At 65.0% G+C, this 19372-nt stretch carries 22 protein-coding genes; 13 read left to right on the top strand and 9 right to left on the bottom strand.

What is annotated here, in order from left to right; all coding sequences use genetic code 11:
• Positions 1 to 39 precede the first annotated feature (39 nt).
• Genes J2X53_RS09200 through cobA form a run of 5 tightly spaced genes read right to left on the bottom strand, consistent with a single transcriptional unit; the run spans position 40 to position 3933 of the window.
• Positions 40 to 444, bottom strand: coding sequence for a DUF934 domain-containing protein (locus J2X53_RS09200; protein ID WP_349037191.1), 405 nt, complete (start codon positions 442 to 444; stop codon positions 40 to 42).
• Positions 441 to 1190, bottom strand: coding sequence for a phosphoadenylyl-sulfate reductase (locus tag J2X53_RS09205; protein WP_349037192.1), 750 nt, complete (start codon positions 1188 to 1190; stop codon positions 441 to 443). Before J2X53_RS09205 ends, J2X53_RS09200 begins: the two co-directional genes overlap by 4 nt.
• Positions 1180 to 2850: a nitrite/sulfite reductase gene (locus J2X53_RS09210; protein WP_349037379.1), complete on the bottom strand. Its 1671-nt coding sequence runs from the start codon at positions 2848 to 2850 to the stop codon at positions 1180 to 1182. Before J2X53_RS09210 ends, J2X53_RS09205 begins: the two co-directional genes overlap by 11 nt.
• A gap of 1 nt (position 2851) precedes the next feature.
• Positions 2852 to 3169, bottom strand: coding sequence for a DUF2849 domain-containing protein (locus J2X53_RS09215; RefSeq protein ID WP_349037193.1), 318 nt, complete (start codon positions 3167 to 3169; stop codon positions 2852 to 2854).
• Positions 3166 to 3933, bottom strand: coding sequence for a uroporphyrinogen-III C-methyltransferase (gene cobA, locus J2X53_RS09220; RefSeq protein ID WP_349037194.1), 768 nt, complete (start codon positions 3931 to 3933; stop codon positions 3166 to 3168). The genes J2X53_RS09215 and cobA overlap by 4 nt, the downstream gene beginning before the upstream one ends.
• Before the next feature lie 139 nt (positions 3934 to 4072).
• On the opposite strand from cobA, the gene J2X53_RS09225 reads away from it, so the two are divergent.
• The gene (locus tag J2X53_RS09225) at positions 4073 to 4534 is read left to right on the top strand and encodes an Lrp/AsnC family transcriptional regulator (protein WP_349037195.1); all 462 of its coding nucleotides are present in this window, start codon (positions 4073 to 4075) and stop codon (positions 4532 to 4534) included.
• A 160-nt stretch (positions 4535 to 4694) separates the two neighbouring features.
• Here the strand turns inward: J2X53_RS09225 and J2X53_RS09230 are convergent, their stop codons facing one another.
• The 4 genes from J2X53_RS09230 to J2X53_RS09245 form a co-directional block, all read right to left on the bottom strand.
• Positions 4695 to 5876, bottom strand: a complete 1182-nt coding sequence (locus J2X53_RS09230; protein WP_349037196.1) for a cytochrome P450 — start codon at positions 5874 to 5876, stop codon at positions 4695 to 4697.
• 10 nt (positions 5877 to 5886) lie between these two features.
• Positions 5887 to 6813 (bottom strand): DMT family transporter, encoded by a 927-nt coding sequence (locus J2X53_RS09235; RefSeq protein WP_349037197.1) that lies wholly within the window; start codon positions 6811 to 6813, stop codon positions 5887 to 5889.
• A gap of 64 nt (positions 6814 to 6877) precedes the next feature.
• Positions 6878 to 7621, bottom strand: coding sequence for a triose-phosphate isomerase (gene tpiA / locus J2X53_RS09240; RefSeq protein WP_349037198.1), 744 nt, complete (start codon positions 7619 to 7621; stop codon positions 6878 to 6880).
• Between the two features lie 103 nt (positions 7622 to 7724).
• A complete protein-coding gene (locus tag J2X53_RS09245) occupies positions 7725 to 8192 on the bottom strand; it encodes a GNAT family N-acetyltransferase (protein WP_349037199.1) in 468 nt (155 codons plus the stop codon).
• Between the two features lie 289 nt (positions 8193 to 8481).
• On the opposite strand from J2X53_RS09245, the gene J2X53_RS09250 reads away from it, so the two are divergent.
• The 12 genes from J2X53_RS09250 (at position 8482) to J2X53_RS09305 (ending at position 19289) form a co-directional block, all read left to right on the top strand.
• The gene (locus J2X53_RS09250) at positions 8482 to 8901 is read left to right on the top strand and encodes a DUF2852 domain-containing protein (RefSeq protein WP_349037380.1); all 420 of its coding nucleotides are present in this window, start codon (positions 8482 to 8484) and stop codon (positions 8899 to 8901) included.
• A 106-nt stretch (positions 8902 to 9007) separates the two neighbouring features.
• On the top strand, positions 9008 to 9472 hold the full coding sequence (locus J2X53_RS09255) for an RDD family protein (protein ID WP_349037200.1): 465 nt from the start codon (positions 9008 to 9010) through the stop codon (positions 9470 to 9472).
• Positions 9473 to 9571: 99 nt separating this feature from the next.
• A complete protein-coding gene (locus tag J2X53_RS09260; RefSeq protein ID WP_349037201.1) occupies positions 9572 to 10408 on the top strand; it encodes an arginyltransferase in 837 nt (278 codons plus the stop codon).
• A gap of 3 nt (positions 10409 to 10411) precedes the next feature.
• Entirely contained in the window at positions 10412 to 10828 is a 417-nt protein-coding gene (locus J2X53_RS09265) for a VOC family protein (RefSeq protein ID WP_349037202.1), read from the top strand.
• 78 nt (positions 10829 to 10906) lie between these two features.
• Complete coding sequence (locus J2X53_RS09270) at positions 10907 to 11266, top strand: SUF system Fe-S cluster assembly protein (protein ID WP_349037203.1); 360 nt, start codon at positions 10907 to 10909, stop codon at positions 11264 to 11266.
• Positions 11267 to 11402: 136 nt separating this feature from the next.
• Positions 11403 to 12029, top strand: coding sequence for a hypothetical protein (locus J2X53_RS09275; RefSeq protein WP_349037204.1), 627 nt, complete (start codon positions 11403 to 11405; stop codon positions 12027 to 12029).
• Complete coding sequence (locus J2X53_RS09280) at positions 12022 to 12765, top strand: DUF3307 domain-containing protein (protein WP_349037205.1); 744 nt, start codon at positions 12022 to 12024, stop codon at positions 12763 to 12765. Before J2X53_RS09275 ends, J2X53_RS09280 begins: the two co-directional genes overlap by 8 nt.
• A gap of 27 nt (positions 12766 to 12792) precedes the next feature.
• A complete protein-coding gene (locus J2X53_RS09285) occupies positions 12793 to 13152 on the top strand; it encodes an iron-sulfur cluster assembly accessory protein (protein ID WP_349037206.1) in 360 nt (119 codons plus the stop codon).
• A 254-nt stretch (positions 13153 to 13406) separates the two neighbouring features.
• Positions 13407 to 16175 (top strand): glutamine-synthetase adenylyltransferase, encoded by a 2769-nt coding sequence (locus tag J2X53_RS09290; RefSeq protein ID WP_349037207.1) that lies wholly within the window; start codon positions 13407 to 13409, stop codon positions 16173 to 16175.
• 15 nt (positions 16176 to 16190) lie between these two features.
• Entirely contained in the window at positions 16191 to 16460 is a 270-nt protein-coding gene (locus J2X53_RS09295; protein WP_349037208.1) for a hypothetical protein, read from the top strand.
• 253 nt (positions 16461 to 16713) lie between these two features.
• Complete coding sequence (locus J2X53_RS09300) at positions 16714 to 17289, top strand: hypothetical protein (RefSeq protein WP_349037209.1); 576 nt, start codon at positions 16714 to 16716, stop codon at positions 17287 to 17289.
• Positions 17290 to 17510: 221 nt separating this feature from the next.
• A complete protein-coding gene (locus tag J2X53_RS09305; RefSeq protein ID WP_349037210.1) occupies positions 17511 to 19289 on the top strand; it encodes an SLC13 family permease in 1779 nt (592 codons plus the stop codon).
• The last annotated feature ends 83 nt before the right edge of the window (positions 19290 to 19372 follow it).

The raw sequence follows: 19372 nt of genomic DNA on the forward strand, positions 1-19372 counted from the left end.
CCGGATCAGAGGAAAGCGGCGGGGTGTCTCAGGGCAGGTTCAGGCGCGCAGGCGGGCCTGATAGTTGTGGGCCTGCCAGTCGGCGCGGAACACCCATTGCTCGGCGGGCTGGCGCGCGGCCAGATCGTCGGGGATTTCCACCGAGTCAAAGCCGACACGCCGGGCCATCGCGTATTGGTCGGCGATCACCGGGCCGGTGGCGCGCATCTCGCCGGTGTAGCCCAGCATCCGCAACCGGCGGGCAACGGTAAAGGCGCGGCCATCGCTGAAGGCGGGGAAGGAGATGCGGATCAGCGACAGCGCAGACAGCCAGGGCCCGACCGCCACCGGATCATCGGTGTGGGTCAGGTCCAGCGCGCCCTGATGGGCGGCGATCTGGTCCAGCGTGACGCTGCTGACGGGTGCGGCGGGCGCAAAGCCCGTATCGGTGACGATCACGCTCATGCGGCGGTGTCCTTTGTGATGCGAACCGGCTTGCCATCAATGAAATGGATGCCGCATTCGGTTTTTTCGGTTCCGCGCCAACGGCCTGCGCGCGGGTCTTCACCCGGTTTCACCGGGCTGGTGCAGGGCGCGCAGCCGATGGAGGGATAGCCCTTTGCCACCAGCGGATGCCGTGGCAGGCGGTTGTTGACGATGTATTCCTCAAGATCTTCGCGGCCCCAATGCGCGAGGGGGTTGACCTTGATGCGGGTGTCGCCTTCGGCTTCAAAGAAATCGACCGTGGTGCGGGTGTCGGCCTGATAGCGCTTGCGCCCGGTGATCCAGCCATCGAATTTTGACAGCGCCCGTTCCAGCGGCTCCACCTTGCGCACCGCGCAGCAGGCGTCGGTGTTGAACTGGTGCAGCGTGCCGTCGGGGTCTTCAAAGTTCACCCGCACCGGATTGGCGCGGATGGTGCGCACGTCGCACAGGTGCAGCTTTTCCGCCAGCTCGCGCTGATATTCCAGCGTCTCGGCAAACAGCATCCGGGTGTCGATGAACAAAACCGGAGTTTCCGGGGCGATCACCGAGACCAGATGCAGCAGCACCACCGATTCCGCCCCAAAGGACGACACCAGTGCCACGCGGCCCAGATCCGCATCGCGCAGAGAGTGTTCCAGCACGGCGGTTGCGGAATGGTGCTTGTAGCGCGCGTTCAGCGCCTGCACCCGTTCCGCCACCGGGCCGGTGTGCAGATCACGCGGCATCCTGAGCGCTTTCGTGATCGTAAAGTGCTGCCTTGAACGGGTCCATGCCCAGACGGCGGAAGGTTTCGAGGAACGACTCTTCGGGCGCTGCACGCACCGTCAGATAGGCGCGCACGATGCGTTCCACCGCAGGCACGATCTCGTCATAGGCAAAGCCCGGCCCGGTCTTGTCGCCGATGGCAGCGGTTTCCGACCCGTCGCCGCCAAGGGTGATCTGGTAATTCTCCACCCCCGCCCGGTCCAGCCCCAGAATGCCGATATGGCCGACATGGTGGTGGCCGCAGGCGTTGATGCAGCCCGAGATCTTGATCTTCAGCGGCCCGACCTCATGCTCCAGATCCAGCGCCTTGAAGCGCTCGGCGATCTGGGTGGCGATGGGAATCGAGCGGGCGGTGGCGAGGGCGCAGTAATCCATGCCGGGGCAGGCGATGATGTCCGAAATCAACCCGACATTGGCGGTGGCCAGCCCGACCTGCGCCAAAGCGGCATGCACGGCAGGCAGGTCTGATTTATGCACATGCGGCAGGATCACGTTCTGCTCATGGCTGATGCGCAGATCGCCATGGCCATAGCGCTCGGCCAGATCGGCCATGGCGCGCATCTGATCGGATGACGCATCGCCGGGGGTCTGGCCATGGGCTTTGACGCTGATGGTGACGATGGCATATTGGTCGTTGCGATGCGCGGCCAGGTTGGTGTCAGCCCAGGACCGGAACACCGGATCGGCCTTGTAGAACTGATCATAGGCATCAACCGGCGCATTGCGGAAGGCGGGCGGCGCAAATGCGGCGCGGATGTCGTCCAGCAGCTCCTGATCATGGCCGCCGAACAGCGGGCGCAGCTCGGCAAACCGCTCTTCGATCATGCGGGTGATCTCTTCGCGCCCGGTCTCATGCACGGTGATCTTGATGCGGGCCTTGTACTTGTTGTCGCGCCGTCCCAGCGTGTTGTAGACCGACAGCACCGCCTCGACATACGGCAGCAGATCGGCCACGGGCAGGAACTCCCGCACGGTGTGCGCAATCATCGGCGTGCGGCCCAGACCTCCGCCGACCATCACCTCGAAGCCGGACTCACCTGCAGCGTTCTTCACCATCCGCAACCCGATGTCATGCGCGCGGGTCACGGCGCGGTCATTCGGCGCGCCGGTGATGGCGATCTTGAACTTGCGCGGCAGGAACTGGAACTCCGGATGGTCGGTGGACCATTGCCGCAGCAATTCGGCATAGGGGCGGGGATCTTCGATCTCATCCGCAGCCGCCCCGGCGAAATGGTCAGCGGTCACGTTGCGCACGCAGTTGCCCGAGGTCTGGATCGCGTGCATCTCTACATCAGCCAAAGCCGACAGGATCGCGGGCACGTCGGGCAGTTTGGGCCAGTTGAACTGGATGTTCTGCCGGGTGGTAAAGTGGCCGTAGCCCTTGTCATATGTGTCGGCAATATAGGCCAGCTGGCGCATCTGATGCGGGCTGATGGTGCCGTAAGGGATCGCCACCCGCAGCATATAGGCGTGGAGTTGCAGATAGAGGCCGTTCATCAGGCGCAGCGGGCGGAACTCTTCTTCGGTCAGCGAGCCATCGAGCCGGCGTTCGACCTGTTGGGTGAATTGCGCGACGCGGGCGCGGACGAAGGATTCGTCGAAATCGGAATAGGAATACATCTCAAACCCCCAGATCTGCAGGGAAATCGGCTTGCTTGCCGTGGTCATAGTTTGACGGGCCACGGGTACGGAACGCCTCACGGAAATGCACCGGCTCCGGCCCGTTCGGGCCTGACTTCGCATCGGCCAGATAGGGGCCGACGATCAGCAACTTCTGGCTCGATGCATGCAGCAGGCGCAGTTGCGCATGCGCCTCATCGTCGATCAGCTCCGCCTCATGGTGAAATAGCGACCATTGGTCATCGGCGGTAAGGTAGACCACATCGCCTTCGCGCAGGCGGTTGGCGGTGACGACTTTGGGCGTGAAACGGCGGCTCATGCTTTGGCTTCTTTCAGCTGGGCAAGGGAATGACCGGCCTCACGCGGGGCGAGACCGAAAAGGATGACGGCAGGCCCGTCGCAGTCGGCAATGGCCTCGGGCAGTTGGGCCAATGTGGTGCCGATGATGCGCTGATCGGGGCGGCTGACGTTTTCGACGATGCTGATGGCGGTGCCGGGCGCGGTGCCGTGCATCATCAGCCTGCCTTGGATGAAGCGGGCGGATTTCTTGCCCATATAGATCGCCGCAACCTCACCCGCACGGGCCAGACCGCGCCAGTCCTGTTCGGCAAAGCCCGCCATGTCGTGCCCGGTCAGGATGCGCAGGCTGGCATTGCGCCCGCGCCGGGTCAGGCTTTGACCGATGGTGGCGGCAGCCACGCTGGCCGAGGTCAGGCCGGGCAGGATGCGGAACGCAAGGCCCGCCGCACTCAGCGCGTCCATCTCTTCGTCCAGGCGCCCGAAAATCCCGCAATCGCCGCCCTTGAGCCGCACCACCCGCGCGCCGGTCATCGCCTGCGCGACCAGCGTGGCGTTGATGGTGGCTTGCGGGGTCGAGGGACCAAAGCCGTGCTTGCCGACATCAATCCGGGTCACATGCGGCGGGATCAGCGCCAGAACCTCGTCGCCGACCAGCCGGTCATGGATCACCACCTCGGCCTCTTGCAGCGCCCGCAAGGCCCCCAGTGTCAGATGCTCTGCCGCACCCGGACCAGCACCGGCAAAGGTGACAGCGGGCAGCAAGGGCTGGTGCAACGGGGTCATGGCGGAATCCTGTGGGTTGTCACCGCTCAATATAGGATATTTTCCCTGCTCAAGGCCATGCCCTCTTGCAGATAAGGAAACCTGTTCCGATACTGCGGCAAAGCGGGGCAGGGGTTCCGCAAAACGGGGGAAATGGTGAATGGCGGCCCAACTGGACGAACTGGACCGGAAAATCCTTGGCGAATTGCAGCTGGATGCCAGCCAGTCGCTGGATGAAATCGCCCGCAAGGTGGGGTCGTCAAAGACCCCGGTCTGGAACCGCATCCGCCGGATGCGCGAACAGGGCGTGATCACCCGCCAGACCGCCATTCTGGATGCCGAGGCGCTTGGGCTGGAGGCGTGTTTCTTCGTGCTGATCCGCACATCAGAGCATGAGGCCGAATGGCAGCGCAAATTCCTGAAAACCCTGCGCGAGCGCCCCGAAGTGCTGGAGGCGCACCGGCTGGCGGGCGACATCGACTATATCCTGAAAGTCCGGGTAAAAAACGCCCGCGCCTATGACCAGTTCTATCAGGCGCTGATTTCCGAGGTGAAGATCTACAACGTCACGGCGCTTCTGAGCATGGAAGAGATCAAGTCGACCACCGTCCTGCCGCTGTAAGTCACGCCTTAACCGCGACGGTGCTGAAAAATCCCGCATTGCTGCTTGCCAAATACTCCCGCCGGAGGCTCCGACAGCGCCGCATGTGGCCGGCCTGCCCGTCACGCGCCTCCCTCCCCCCTTGTGGGGGAGGGCTGGGGTGGGGGGGATGGCGCAGACCTCACCGGGTCAGCATCAACCGTTCCAGCCCGTGGAAGTGATACACATCCGCATAACGCGGCACCCCGGCCAGACGCAGGCCGGGAAGGCGGCGGAACAGGATCGGCAGGGCGATCTGCAATTCCAGCCGGGCCAGCGGGGCGCCGACGCAGAAATGCAGGCCCGCGCCAAAGCTCAGGTTGGGTTTGGCGGGACGTCGGGGCAGGAACTGGTCCGGCCGGTCCCAGACCTGCGGGTCGCGGTTGGTGGCCCCCAAGAGCAGTGCCACCTGATCGCCGCGCTGAAAGGTGTGGCCCATCACCTCGACCGTTTCATAGGCGGTGCGGGTAAACATGTGCAGCGCCGGGTCAAAGCGCAGGATCTCTTCCACCGTGCCGGGCACTGTGTCGGGGGACAGGATCTGCGAGACCGTGCCGGTTTGCAGCAGGGTTTTCACGCCATTGCCGATGGTGTGCACCGTGGCCTCATGGCCTGCGTTGAGCAGCAGGATGCAGGTGGTGATCAGCTCGTCGGTCGACAGCCGCTCGCCCTCGCTTTCCGCTGCAATCAACTGGGTGATCAGGTCATCGGCGGGGGCTTTGCGGCGCTCATCGACATAGCCGCGCAGGAAATCGGAAAAGGCGCGGGCGGCGTCGCTGGCGGCCACTTCCATAGCCTGCGTCCGGCGGGCCTGATACATGCCGACCATGGCATTCGACCAGCGGAGCAGTTGCCCCGCCATCGTCTCGGGCACGCCCAGCAGGCGGGCGATGATGATCACCGGCAGCGGTTGGGCAAAGCCGGCGATCAGGTCAAACTCGCCCTCGGGCAGCGTGTCGATCAGGCTGTGGCTCAGGCTCTCGACATCGCCGTGCAGGCTGGCGATCCGGCGCGAGGTAAAGGCGCGCAGCACGAGGCTGCGCAGGCGGGTGTGGCGCGGCGGCTCCAGCTCCAGCATCGAATGCGCCTCGACCGCGTAGAAAGGTGCTGTGTGCGGCGCGATGGGGCGGGCCAGCTCGGGCGGCACCTCGCGGCCAAAGCGGCGGTCGCGAAAGATCGCGTTGGCCGCTGCCGCACTCGGCGTGCAGATCAGGTCATAGTCCTGCCAGTGAAAGAACGGGCCCCCCGCGCGGGCACGTTTGTAAAACGGATAGGGATTCTGGACAAAATCCGGCGCGGTCGGGGATTGGGCAAGGGTCTGCATGGCCAAAGGCTTAGCCCCGGGCGCGGGCCGGGTGCAAGAGGCCTTGTGCCACCATCACCCCCAGCGCCACCAACGCCGCGCCCAGCACCTGATGCCAAAGCCACGGGCCGCCGACGGCAAACAGGATCAGCATCACATAGAACGGTGTGGCGTTGATGTGCAGCGAGGCGAGGCCAATGCCCAGCCGTCCGACCGAGACGATCCACAACAGCTGCGACAGCGCCAGCCCGGCAAAGGCGTAGACCATCAGCGCCCCCGCCTCGGTCGCGCCAAGCGCCGACCAGTCGGGGGCGGGAAGGCCGGACAGGCTGGCCAGACCCGCCAACACTCCCGCGCTCAGCGCGCCACCGCAGAGCGTGATCGTGGTGCGCCCCAGCGGCGACAGGCCGGGAAAGGCGGTGACGGTCAGACGCGAGCCAAAGGTAAAGACGACCACCGAGGCAAGGCACAACAGCGCCCCCAGCAGCGTGCCGCCGCCTGCACTCCCTCCGCCCTCCAGCGCGATCAGCCCGCCCAGCAGGCTCAGCCCCATGCCCAGGATCAGCGCGGGGGTGATCCGGCGGCCATCGAACACCACCTCGATCCCCATGCCGACGATCGGCATCGCGGCGGAAACGATGGCAACCGTCACCGCATCTGACCGCGCCTGCCCGAGGATCAGGCCAAAGGCGCCCAGACAGGTGACCGCGCCGATCAGCAACCCGGTGCCCCAGGCCGCGCCCAGCACCGCGCGCCGCCCGTCGATCAGAAGCCACAGCGGCAAGAGGACCATCGCCGCCAGCCCCATGCGGGCGGTGGTCAGGGTAATGGCGGGCACATGCGGGATCAGCAGATCAGCGGCGGGCAACCCTGCCGCCCAGACCAGCATTGAGGCCGCACAGGCCAGATGGGCCAGCGGCAGCGACGAAGGGGGCAGGAGGGCAGGGGCATGCGTCATGCGCTCAGTGATGCCCCGCCAATCCGGCGCGGGCTTGTCAGCCCGCGACAGACCGGTGGTGCAATCAGGCCGCTGACAGCGCCGCGACGATGGCCCCGAAATCGGCGGCCTTCAGGCTGGCGCCGCCGACCAGTGCGCCATCGACATGTGGCACCGCGAAAATCTCGGCGGCATTCGAGGGCTTGACCGAGCCGCCGTACAGCAGCCGCACGCCCTCCGCCTGCGCGCCGATGCGGGCGGTCAGGCGGGCGCGGATAAAGGCATGCACCTCGGCAATCTCGGCCAGCGTGGGCGTGCGCCCGGTGCCGATGGCCCAGACCGGCTCATAGGCCAGCACCAGCGTGGCAGAGCTGGATTCTTCGGGCACCGAGCCCACCAGTTGGCGGCCGATCACATCCAGCGTGTCGCCCGCATCGCGCTGACTTTCGGTCTCGCCGATGCAGACCACCGCGACCAGACCGGCCACCTGTGCCGCCTTGGCCTTGGCCATGACCTGCGCATCGGTCTCGGCATGGTCGGTGCGGCGTTCGGAATGGCCGACGATCACATGCGTGGCCCCGGCCTCTGCCAGCATGCCCGCCGACAGATCGCCGGTATGCGCGCCGCTGGTATTGGCATGGCAATCCTGCCCGCCGACCAGAAGGGCAGTGCCCTTGGCCAGATCCGCCATCCGCGCCAGCAGTGTGGCGGGCGGGCAGAGCAGCATCTCGCACTCCGGGGAGGGATGCGCGTTCAGCAGCGTCACCACCTCTGACAGGCTGGCGCCCGTGCCATTCATTTTCCAGTTTCCAGCCGCCAGCTTGCGCATGTCGTGTTCTCCCACAGGTCACTCAGTCGCGGCGATCATAGTCGCCGACCTGTGTGACACAAGCGACAAAACCCCTGATGGAGTTGTGCAGACGGGCGGCCCGTTACGCCGCCGATAGCGGCAAGGTCATGTCATACTGATCCAGCCCCGCCGCGAACCCGTCGGGCACGATGCGCGTGGTGACAAAGCCAAAGCGCTGATAGAACGCCGTGCTGTGCTGGCTGGTAGACAGGTGCAGCCGGGTGATGCCGGGGCAGGCCAGCGCCAGATCGATCCGCGCGCGTGTCAGAACCGTGCCGACCCCCTGCCGGTGCAGCCGCCGGTCCACCATGCCCCAGACCATCGTGGCCTGACCCGCCGCAGGGTCAAGCATCAGCCCACCGCAGGCTATGTCTGTGCCATTCTGCGACATCACAAGATAGGGGCGGTCGGAGCGGGGCAGGCTTTGCAGCCAGCTGTCAAAGTCGTGGCGTTCGGACGGCGCGAAATACTGCGGCACATTGCTGTCGAACAGCGCCAAGCAGGCGGGGTGATCTGCGGCTGTATAGGGGCGGGCAATCGGTGGAGTCATGGCGTTTTGATAGCGGGGCTGCTGCGGAATGCCCAGCCTTTGCTGCCTTTCCGTGCCTGACAGCCGGGGCCGGGCCGGGCGGACTCCCGGCCCGGAAAAAATGTAAAAATGTTTTACATCGCATCTTGAACCCGGGGCGGATGATGCGCATCTTGGGTCATGTGAAAGACATTCACATTGAACCGGAGGCACACCAAGTGCCGAACGGGACCGTAGCCGCCGAGATGGAGAGACGCCGATGACCTATTCCTCTGAGACCACCGCCAAAGCGTCCGCGCTCGGCGGCCTGATGGACCGACTGCGCAGTGCCGAAGACTGGATGGATTCCCGGGGCCGGGGGGCGTGGATCGCCGCCATGGTGCTGGGCTTTGTCTTTGTCTGGCCGGTCGGCCTCGCCCTTCTGATCTATATGACCTACGCCAACAAATGGAGCAAAAGCATGTTCAAAGGCAAGTTCTGCGGCAGCCGCCGTGACGCATCCATGGGCCGCCATGGGGCCTGGCGGTCTTCGGGCAACAGCGCTTTTGACGCCTACAAGGCCGATACGCTGCGCCGTCTGGAAGATGAGCAGGGCGCGTTCGAATCCTTCCTGCAGCGTCTGCGTGACGCCAAGGACAAGCAGGAATTCGACTCGTTCATGGAAGACCGCGCCAAGGGGGCTGCCCGTCCGGCCGCCACCACGGAAGACTCGCCGCGCGGCGAATACTGATACCTGACGCACGGCGGCCCCTGACGGGGCCGCTGATGCGCCGGTTTTTCCCGCCTTGTTGATCACGCCCAGTTGTTTCCGGGCCCCTTGTTTCAGGACCACGCCCATGCGTACAGTTTCCCCCATGATGATGTCAGATATGCAGCCCGACCCCGAACGCCACGCCGCTTTTTACGAAGGTGTTTTGCCCAAGCGGCTTCTGGCCTGGCTGATCGACCTGGTGCTGATCGGTCTGGTGACCGCGCTGATCGTGCCGTTCACCGCCTTTACCGCGCTGTTTTTCCTGCCGTTCCTGTTTCTGGTGGTGGGGTTTGTCTATCGCTGGGCCACCTTGACCGGGCGCTCGGCGACCTGGGGCATGCGGCTGATGAACATCGAGTTTCTCGACCGCAACGGTCAGCGTTTTGATGGCGCGACCGCGCTGCTGCACACGCTGGGCTATACGCTGTCGATGGCATTCGTGATGCCGCAGGTGGTGTCGGTGGTCTTGATGCTGACCTCGTCGCGCGGGCAGGGCCTGAGCGATCTGGTTCTGGGCTCGGTGGCGATCAACAGCCCCTCGGCGCGCTGACAGGGTTGTCATCGGCAAGTGATTGCGCGCGCGAAATGCCGTCTTGGCGTCTGGCGCGCGCCTTGCTAACGTGACGCATCCTTTCCCAACCAGTCAGCCATGCGCCACACCCTTCCCATTGCGCCCCAGTTCTATGTGACGGCACCGCAGCCCTGCCCGTATCTTGACGGGCGGATGGAGCGGAAGCTGTTTACTGCGCTGCAGGGCGAACATGCGCAGCGGTTGAATGACACGCTGTCAAAGCAGGGGTTCCGTCGCAGCCAGAACGTGCTGTACCGCCCGTCCTGTTCCGAATGTTCGGCCTGTCTGTCCGCCCGGATCCGGGTGGCCGATTTCCAGCCCAGCCGCACCCAGCGCCGGATCATGCGCCGCGCCGCCCATCTGCGCCGCAATGCCACCAGCCCCTGGGCCACCGAAGACCAGTTCACCCTGTTCCGCCGCTATCTGGATGCCCGCCACGCCGATGGTGGCATGGCCGACATGGATATTTTCGAATTCGCCGCGATGATTGAGGAGACCCCGATCAAGAGCCGGGTGATCGAGTATTCGCGTCCCGCCGGTCCGGGGGAGCGTGGCCACGTGCTGTCTGCGGTCTGCCTGACCGATGTGTTCGACGACGGGCTGTCGATGGTCTACAGCTTTTACGATCCCGATCTGGTGGATCTGTCGCTTGGCACCCACATCATCCTTGACCATATCGCCATCGCGCGGGAGGCGGGGTTGCCTTACGTCTATCTGGGCTATTGGGTGCCCGGCAGCCGCAAGATGGGCTACAAGGCCGGGTTTTCCGCGCTGGAGATTTACAAGGGCGGCGAATGGCAGGATCTGGGCGATCCCGCCGCGCACCGGGCCGAGTTGCATCCGCTGTCGATGGACCCGATTGCCGAACAGGTCGCCCGCATCAACCTGCCCGAAGCCCGCCCGCACCGGGACTGAGCGATGACCATTGGTGCGGTGCTGGCCGCAGTTTCCCTGATCGTGCCCGGGTATGACGCAGGCATCGCGTTTTACTGCGGTGCGCTGGGGTTCCGCCTGACCGAAGACATTGATCAGGGCCGCAAACGCTGGGTCACGGTGGAGCCGCCGGGGGGCGGCGCGCGGCTGGTGCTGGCACAGGCCGATGGCCCGGTGCAACAGGCCGCCATCGGCGCACAGGGCGGCGGCCGGGTCTGGCTGTTCCTGCGCACCGATGATTTTGACCGCGACCATCAGGCGATGCTGCGCGCGGGCGTGGTGTTTGAAGAGCCTCCCCGCGATGAGGTTTACGGCCGGGTGGCGGTCTGGCGCGACCCGTTCGGCAACCGCTGGGATCTGATCGGCCCCCCACTTGCCGACCCCGCTGCTGCGGCTGGCTGACGCGAGTTGGGGAACCCCACTGGACGGGGCGGGCGCGATTTCCTATATAATCTCTCAACAACCCCTGATGAGGCCGGAATGAACAGCGAAGCAAAAGTCGAGGGCACCCCGCTCATCAAGCCATCGAGCACCGATCATCCGTTGTATGACTCGGTGGTCGATGCCTGCCGTACGGTGTTTGACCCGGAAATCCCGGTCAATATCTTTGATCTCGGCCTGATCTACACCATTGAGATTGATCCCGAAAACGCCGTCAACGTGACCATGACGCTGACCGCCCCCGGCTGCCCGGTGGCGGGCGAGATGCCGGGCTGGGTCGCTGATGCGGTGGAACCGCTGGCCGGGGTCAAGCAGGTCGAGGTGCAGATGACCTTTGACCCCCCCTGGGGAATGGAAATGATGAGCGACGAGGCCCGGCTGGAACTGGGCTTTATGTAAGCGTTCCCTCCTTGGTCAACCTTTGAATGCAAGCCATCCGGCTTGCATTTTTCATTTGCAAGCCGTTTGACTTGCGTCTGATGAATGCAACCCATTTGGCTTGCTTTTCCTGAATGCAAGCCGTATGACTTGCGGCATGGCGCAACACTTTGCTGTTCTGACAGGAGATCTGATCGACTCGACACGTGCTTCACGTGCCGAGGTGGACTCCAGCTTGGACCGGATCGCCAAACTCTATGGTGCAGACCATGGGTTTTCCCGATTCAGAGGCGATGGGTGGCAAATTCTTTTGAACCACCCTGGAAAGGGCTTATGGGCAATGGTCAGAATAGCCGCGGAGCTGCGTTCGTCTGGTGGTTTGGAAAGCCGGATTGCACTTGGTCTGGGTCCCGTGACCCATTTCGATCTGGATGATCTTTCTTCGGCAAGTGGCCCGGCTTTTATCGCATCGGGCAGGACGTTGTCTGGAATGCCGAAGCGGGAAAGATTAGGCCTTGCAGGAACAGGTGTGGATATCCTTCATTCCAGACTGGTCATGATGATAGATGAGCGCATGTCAAAATGGTCAATCGAGCAGGCGACAGCGGTTGCCATCGCCATGGAGACCTTTCCGATGCGGACACAGGCAGAAATAGCCGACATGCTGGGCATTTCGCGCCAGGCAGTAGCCGCGCGTCATGCATCTTCAGGTTTTTCCCAGATTATCGCGGCAACGTGGGATTTCTTTAAACTGTTCGGGCAAGGGATGAGTTGGGATGGCTGAAACCCTCGCCCTGCTGCTGCTGGCACATGTGCTGGCCGATTTCGTGCTGCAACCGGGCCGCATGGCGCAGGCCAAGGCCGGGGGGCACGTGGGCTGGATGCCGGCACATATCGGGATCGTGGGCGGAGTCACGGCGCTGGTGATGGGCGTGCAGACGCCGCAGGCGGCGGCCGTGGTGGCGGGGCTGAGTCTGGCGCATCTGGCGATTGATGTGGCCAAGGTGGCGACAGGCGCGCGGCTGTCTGCGATCACCGCCTTTCTGGCGGATCAGGCGGCGCATCTGGCCACGCTGGTGCTGGTCGCCTCGCTGGCCCCGCACCTCTGGGCCCAAGGTCTGTGGGCCACCCATACTCCGCTCTGGCTGCCCGCAGCCGCCACGGTGATCGCAGGGGCGGTGCTGGCCACCCGGGCCGGGGGTTTTGCCCTTGGCCTGCTGATGCGGCCCTTTGGCGACATCGGGCTCGACGGCCTGCCCGGCGGCGGCCGGATCATCGGGATGCTGGAGCGCGGGATCATCTTTCTGTTGATCCTCGGCGGCGAGCCGGGCGGCATCGGCTTTCTGATCGCGGCCAAATCGGTGCTGCGCTTTGGCTCGGTCAAAGAGGAGTCGCGGCTGTCGGAATACGTGATCATCGGCACGCTTGCGTCGTTCGGCTGGGCGATGCTGATGGCAATCGGCACGGTGATGCTGCTTTCCGCACTGCCGCCGCTTGGAATTCCTGACCTTTCCCCCTAGATTGGGAAAAGACCAAAGGAGCACCACATGTTTGGCATCCCCGGCAAAGCCGCCGTCACCCTGACCCCGATTGCCGCAAAGCAGATTGCCCGGCTGATGGCGAAAGACGACCGCAAGGGCCTGCGCATCGGCGTCAAGAAAGGCGGCTGTGCGGGTATGGAGTACACCATGGACTATGTGTCCGAGGTGAACCCGCTGGACGAAGTGGTCGAACAGGACGGCGCCCGGGTGATGATCGCGCCGATGGCACAGATGTTCCTGATCGGCACCGAGATCGACTATGAGGTTGATCTGCTGCAGGCCGGCTTCAAATTCCGCAACCCCAACGTGGCCGAGGCCTGCGGCTGCGGCGAGTCGATCAAGTTCAAGGACGCGCCTTCCGCCTGAGCTTGCCTTTAAGAAAATGGAGCGGCTGCGCCGCGTTGTTTTTCAGTCGCCTCTGGCCTGCGGCCAACCGGCTCCGGCCTGCGCTCCGCGCGGGGAGTATTTGGGAAAGCTGCAAATCCGGGTTTCGGCTTTCATCTTGGCAAAAATACTCCGGGGCGCGCGCAGCGCGGGGGCAGAGCCCCATCCACCGCTCGGCCTCGTGCCGCGCGTCAGGAATTGACCCTGCCGCATCCTTGGTCAAAGCTGCGCATATGATGACCGATTTCTCAGCACGGCTGACCCGCTCTCCGCATCCTTATGACCGCAGCTCCGGCGAGGATGTGCGGGCCGCGTTTGCCGATCTGGGACCGGATGTGGCCGGGCTGATGGCCGGGACGGCGGGGTGCAGCCCCTATCTCAAGAGCCTGATGACGCGGGAGGCGGACTGGTTGCGCCCGGCGCTCGCCGGGGGGCCGGAAGCGGCGGTGGCGGCGGAGTTTGACCGCATCGCCGCGCTGTCGCTGGAGGATCTGGGGCCGGGTCTGCGGCAGGCCAAGCGCCGGATCGCGCTGCTGACGGCGCTGTGTGATCTGGGCGGGGTCTGGCCGCTGGAGGCGGTGACGGGTGCCTTGACGGGGCTGGCCGACCGGGCGGTGCATCTGGCGATGGTGCGGCTGGTGGCGGAAGAGATCCGGCGTGGCAAGATCCCCGGGGCCATGCCTGAGGATGCCGACACGGCGGCGGGCATGGTCAGCCTTGCCATGGGCAAGATGGGTGCGGGGGAGCTGAACTATTCGTCCGACATCGACCTGATCTGCCTGTTCGACGAGAGCCGCTATCCGGGCGTGGAGCAGGAGGCGCGGGCGGCGTTCATCCGCGTCACCCGCAAGATGACGGCGCTGTTGTCGGATCTGACCGGCGAGGGCTATGTGTTTCGCACCGATCTGCGCCTGCGCCCTGATGCGAGCGTCACCCCGGTTTGCCTGTCGATGGCGGCAGCGGAGAGTTATTACGAAAGCGTGGGCCGGACCTGGGAGCGGGCGGCCTATATCAAGGCGCGGCCCTGTGGCGGCGATCTGGCGGCGGGGGAGCGGTTTCTGAAAACCCTCACCCCCTTTGTCTGGCGCAAGCATCTGGATTTCGCCGCGATTCAGGACGCCCATGACATGCGGCTGCGGATCCGCGAGCATCGCGGGCTGAACGGCCGGGTCACGGTTGAAGGCCACAACATGAAGCTCGGGCAGGGCGGCATCCGCGAGATCGAGTTCTTCACCCAGACCCGCCAGCTGATCGCGGGCGGGCGCGACCCCGATTTGCGCGACCGGACCACGGTGGGCGGGCTTGCGGTGCTGGCGCAAAAGGGCTGGGTGCCACCGGATGTGGCGGCGGAGCTGTCCACTCTGTACCGCGCGCACCGCGAGCTGGAGCACCGGCTGCAGATGGTGGGCGATGCCCAGACCCATGACATGCCGGTCACGGCAGAGGGGGTGGCGCGGATCGCGGCGTTTTGCGGGCAGGACGAAGCCGCGTTCCGCGCCGGGCTGCTGGAGCGGATTGCGCGGGTGGATACCCTGACCGATGCGTTCTTTGCCCCCGGTGAGGCCGAGACCGGGCCCGAGCTGTCAGAGGCGGCGGGCAAGATCGTGGGGGCATGGATTCACTATCCCGCGCTGCGGTCGGAGCGGGCGCAGGCGATTTTCCGGCGGCTGCGGCCGCAGCTTCTCAAGCAGCTGCACCGCGCCGCCAATCCGGATGAGGCGCTGCGCGCTCTGGATGGTTTTCTGGCCGGTCTGCCGGCGGGGGTGCAGATCTTTTCGCTGTTCGATTCCAACCCGACGCTGATTGAGCTGATCATCGACATCGCCGGCACCTCGCCGTCGCTGGCGCGACATCTGTCGCGCAATGCGGGCGTGCTGGATGCGGTGATCGGCGGCAGTTTCTGGACTGCCTGGCCGGGGACGGCGGCGCTGCGCGCCGATCTGGCGCAAGTGCTGGAGGCGGTGCCGGATTATGAGAAAAAGCTCGATACCGCCCGGCGCTGGATGAAGGAATGGCATTTCCGGGTCGGTGTGCACCATCTGCGCGGCCTCAAGGATGCGTTCGAGGCGGGTAAGGCTTACGCCGATCTGGCCGATGCGGTGGTGGGTGCGCTCTGGCCGGTGGTGACAGCCGAGTTTGCCCGCAGGCACGGGCCGATGCCCGGGCGGGGGGCGGTGCTGATCGGCATGGGCTCGATGGGGGCGCAGCGGCTGAACGCGGGGTCGGATCTGGACCTGATCATGATCTATGATGCGGCGGGGGTGGAGGAGTCCTCCGGGCCGAAACCGCTTGCCACGCGGCCCTATTATGCGCGGCTGACGCAAGGCATGGTGACGGCGCTGACCGCGCAGATGCCGGAAGGGCGGCTCTATGAGGTCGATATGCGGCTGCGGCCGTCGGGGCGGCAGGGGCCGGTGGCGACGGGCTGGCAGAGTTTCACCGGCTATCAGGAGGATGAGGCCTGGACCTGGGAGCATCTGGCGCTGACCCGCGCGCGGGTGCTGGCGGGGGATGCGGGGCTGGCGGCGGAGGTGGAGGCGTTTCGCCGCGACCTGCTGGCGCGCAAGGGCAAGGGCGATACGGTGCGCGCCGACGTGGCCGCCATGCGCGAGCGGTTGCAGGCGGCCAAGCCGGCCAAGGGCAGCTGGGAGGCCAAGAATGGCGCCGGGCGGCTGATGGATGTGGAGCTCTGCGCGCAGATGCTGGCGCTGATCGGCGGCAGCCCGGCGCGCGGGGTGGAGCGGCAGATTGGGGCGGGAGAAGCGGCTGGGGTGTCGCAACCGGATCAGACGGCGCTCCTGGATGCCTACAGGTTGCTCTGGCGGCTGCAATGCGGCACCCGGCTTTTGACCGAGGGGCCGCTGGTGATGGATGAGCTTGGGATCGGCGGGCGGGCGTTCCTGCTGCGCGAGACCGGCGAGGCCAGCGCCGAGGCGCTGACGGCGCGGCTGGAGACGGTGACGGCGCTTGCGGACCGGGTGATCTCGGGGCTGATGGAGGCATGATTGGGGAGGCGTGTGATGCGGATGGATGAGGCGGACCCCAAGGGTCTGGTGCGGGAGAGCTACCGGATCGAGGGGATCAGCGGGCCGGAATGCCGGTCGATCTTCATCGACTGGGCGCTGAGCCTGCAGCCGGGGGTGGAGGTCGACGAGGCGTTGCGGGCGGTGCTGGCCGAATATGCGCTGGCCGCCCCGGAGCATCCGATGAGTGCGGTGCTGACCGAGGCGCTGGTCGCGCCGGAGCCGCCCCGCCGCAAGGGCGGCCGCGCGGCACGGCTGGGGGTGTGACCATGGCTTCCCCCTGTGTTACAGGGGAAGGAAGTGTGTGTTATCAGGGGGTTGTCTGTGTGGAGTTAAGGGGTTGTTAAGGTTTGGGGATGGGGTACGGGAAGATTCGGGGCGTTGAGGGGTCGACCGCAGAGGGAGATAGTAAAGCTGGTGATTTGAGGGTGCTTTGAGCCCATTGCGGTCATTGCTTGGTGCTGCCATCGCTCCTCTACCACGTTACAGCAGCTTTCTCCTCTGGCGATCAAAGGTCTTGATGATAACTTTAGCATTCGTTTCCGGGGCATTGGCGCTACTCCTTGCGCCTGGCCCCACCAACACCCTTATGGGATTGGCAGGTGCTCAAGGAGGGCTTTCCCGAGTTATCCGGCTTATCCCTGCAGAACTGGCGGGATATGCCACGGCGATCCTGCCGCTATCATTTCTGGGAGCGGCCCTTCTTCAGGCAATTCCGGGCTTTGGACTGGTCCTCAAAGGTGCAGCCGCGATCTGGATCGCTGTTCTTGCCATCAAGCTATGGAGGTCGTTATCCACGGGCGGGAAGGGTAAGGAGATCAGCGCGCGGCGGGTCTTCATCACAACATGCCTGAACCCAAAGGCACTTGTCTTCAGCCTTGTCCTGCTTCCTTCCCCCCAAACCGAAGGCTTTGTGCCGCATCTTGCTTTGTTTGCTGTGATGGTGATCGGTGTCGCTCTGGTATGGGGCGGCCTCGGCGTGATGACGCAGATATCGGCTGCTGGGACCAAAAGGCTGATGATCCTTCAACGCGTAGCGTCGGCATGGCTGATGTTTGTGTCAGTCTCACTCCTGGTTAACATCAGTCTGGGCTGACCGTCTGCTTCGTCCGCAATGCTGACATTCGATGCCAGCCATTCGTCAAAACGGTGGGCTGGTCGGTGACTGGGCGCGGTGCCGGTGGCTGACACCCGCATAAGCCCCTGCGCCTGTCGCTCTGCGTCAGACAGGTGTTTATTCGCAGCGCCATGGCGCCGATGCCGGAACCGCTTTTCCCCAGCCACGTTGATCTTTCACCCCACGGAGTATTCCCCCAAGTGACCCAACCCCAGATGCTTCTGTTTGCGCTGTTTGCGGCCATTGTCGGGCTGATGATCTGGGGGCGGTTGCGGCATGATATTGTGGCCTTTGCCGGGGTGATTGTCGGCACTCTGCTGGGGTTGGTGCCGATGGAGGAGACGTTTTCGGGCTTTGCGCATCCGGCGGTGATCACGGTGGCTTTGGTGCTGGTAGTCTCGGCGGGGTTGATCCGGACCGGGGCGATCAATGCGCTGGCGCGGGTGCTGTCTGATCCCGCGCTGCCGGTGTCCCTGCATGTGCTGCGGTTGGGCGCGGTGGGGGCGCTGTTGTCGGCGGTGATGAACAATGTGACCGCTTTGGCGCTGCTGATGCCGGTGGATGTGGCGACCGCGCGCAAGGCGGGGCGCGGGGCGGGGCTGACGCTGATGGCGCTGGCCTTTGCCACCATTCTGGGGGGCATGCTGACGCTGATCGGGACACCGCCCAACCTGATCGTGTCGAGCTTCCGGCGCGAAGCGCTGGGGGAGCCGTTCGGGTTTTTCGACTTTGCCTATGCGGGCGGGATCGTGGCGGTGGCGGGGCTGCTGTTCGTGGCCTTTGTCGGCTGGCGGTTGGTGCCGCAGCGCGACGACGGGCCGGTGGCCGAGGATGCCGAGGCGCGGATGCGCGATTATGTGACCGAGCTGGTGGTGCCCGAGGAGTCGGGCAGCATCGGCGAGACCAAGGCAGAGCTGCTTGCCGCTTGCGAAAAGCTGGGGGCAAGTCTGATCGCGGTGAAGCGGCGGGGGCGGCGGGTCTATGGCGCGCCGGGCGGTATCGTGCTGGAAGTGGGGGATATTCTGCTGATCGAGGCATCGCCCACGCTGCTGGAAGAGGTGCGGGTAGAGCTGAAGCTGGCCTATCCCGACGGGCTGGCGGCGGATGCGCCCCGGATCTCGCTGGCGGGCGAGGTGATGGCAGAGTTCGTGGTCACCAATACCTCGCGCATTGTCGGGCGCACGGCGCGGCAGGCGCGGCTGGCGGTGGATCACGACTCGGTGCTGCTGGGGATTTTCCGGCGCGACCGGACCTTGCACGACAATCTGCGCGACACGCGGATATTGGCAGGGGATATTCTGCTGGTGCTGATCCCCGAGACCCAGGCCGAGGCGATTGCCGATGCGCTGCGCCTGCTGCCGCTGAGCCGGCGCGAGTCGGTGACGATGGAGCGGCGCGCGGTGGCGGCGGTGGTGATGTTTGCGCTGGCGATTGCGGCGGTCAGTCTGGGGCTGGTCACGATGCCGGTGGCCTTGGGCGCGGTGGTGATCGGCTATGTGCTGGCGCGGGTGCTGGGGGTGGAGGATCTGTACGAACATATCGACTGGCCGGTGATCGTGCTGCTGGCCTCGCTGATCCCGCTGGGGGTGGCGATGGATACCACGGGGGCCTCGGGTCTGGTGGCCGAGGCCTTGGCAACAGCGACGGCGGGGCTGCCCGCGTGGGTCGGGTTGTTGGTGCTGATGGTTTCGACAATGTTCATCTCGGACGTGCTGAACAACAATGCGACCGCCATTCTGGCGGTGCCGGTGGGCATCCGGCTGGCCGAGACGACGGGGACCAACCCGGACTCCTACCTGATGGCGGTGGCGATTGCGGCGTCTTGCGCGTTTCTGACGCCGATCGGGCATCAGAACAACACCATCGTGCTGGGGCCGGGGTCGTACCGGTTTTCGGACTACTGGCGGATGGGATTGCCGCTGGAGGTGATCGTGACGGTGGTAGGGGTGCCTGCGATCCTGCTCTTCTGGCCGCTGTAGAGGGGGCCGGGGCTGCGCGCGTGTGTGGCGGGTGCTGTCGGGCAGAAATCTGGGGTCGGGTGCAGATTTCCATGAAACCGTTC

The sequence above is a fragment of the Pseudotabrizicola sp. 4114 genome (assembly GCF_031457365.1).
Lineage (GTDB): Bacteria > Pseudomonadota > Alphaproteobacteria > Rhodobacterales > Rhodobacteraceae > Pseudotabrizicola.